Annotated in this window: 1 pseudogene; it reads right to left on the bottom strand. The window is 74.4% G+C overall.

What is annotated here, in order from left to right:
- Positions 1-936 (bottom strand): annotated as a pseudogene (locus LCD35_RS18130) (VanZ family protein); the annotation flags it as partial.
- Between the last annotated feature and the right edge of the window lie 204 nt (positions 937-1,140).

The following is a 1,140-nucleotide window of genomic DNA, read 5'->3' as shown; positions in this document are numbered from 1 at the left end:
GGGGCCCTCCCCGCGGGGCCCGGCCCCGGGGGGGGGGGGGGGGGCCCCCCCCGCGGCGGCCGGGACCGCGCGGCCGGGCGACGAAACCGGGCGGGCGGCGGGGCGCGGAGCCCGGGATTCGGCGCGCATCGCCCGAGGGTCGGCGCCCGCCACGCGGACCGGGGTGGCGGGGCCGGGCACCGGGTTCGCGGGCAACCGCGGCTGATGCGGAGCCCGGCCGCGCGGTGCCGCGGGCGCTCCGGTGCCGCGTGCGGGCCGGGCGGCGCCGGCGAACCGGTCCGAGGGGCCGCCCTCCGGGACGGCCTCGGGCCGCCGCTCCTGCTCGATCTTCTCGATGATCCGCCACACGGTGGTCTGCGCGTCGTCCGGTTCGGCGCTGCGGTGGTTCGGCCCGGGCAGCTGGGCTTCGGCGCGTCGCCAGCTCGCGCACACGACTACTCCTCCGGCGGCGGCGCCGAGGGTGTTGAGCACGACGTCGTCGGTGGAGGCGACGCGGCCGGGAATGCAGAAGAACTGAATGGTCTCGATGGTGAGCGCGGTCAGCAGTCCGCCGATCACGATCTTGCCGAAGCCGTCGAACCAGCGGACCCGCAGCGGCACGAGCGTCGCCATCGGGATCAGCAGCATCAGGTTCCCGCCGAGCTGCACCCACGGGCGGATGTCACCGGGCGCGGCCCGCAACGCGGTGTAGAGGTCGTTGCCGAGCTCCATCTCCACCCGGTCGGCGATCTCGGGCTGGGGGTAGAAGACGAGGTAGCCGGTGAACAGCACCGCGAACACGAGCAGCGCGTCGATCAGCGGATCGTGCAGCGGGGACACCGATCGGAGCCGGTTGCTGCGCACCGTGCCGGACACGGCGGCGACCAGCACCGCGAGGGGGAACAGGACCGTGAGCGCCGGGACGAACCCGTCGAACGCCATGAAGAGTTGATACATCTCAGCCGCTCTTCCTCTGGTCAAGCCAGAACCGCGAACCAACGTCTGCATCAGGCGGTGCCACTCGGGGCGGCGCTGTTCCCGCGCCGCGGGTGACGACCGCCTGCCGCGCTCGGGGGCGCGGCGGGTCGGCGGTCGACATTGACCGATCAAGAAGGAGGTCGAGAATGTGGCCGGGCATCGCCGCTGGGGTCGATGCCCGGC

It is taken from the genome of Saccharopolyspora sp. 6V, from assembly GCF_020176785.1.
Classification (GTDB): Bacteria; Actinomycetota; Actinomycetes; order Mycobacteriales; family Pseudonocardiaceae; genus Saccharopolyspora_C; species Saccharopolyspora_C gregorii.
Note: the sequence above shows the minus strand (reverse complement) of the source record. Positions and strands in the feature narration are given on the sequence as shown.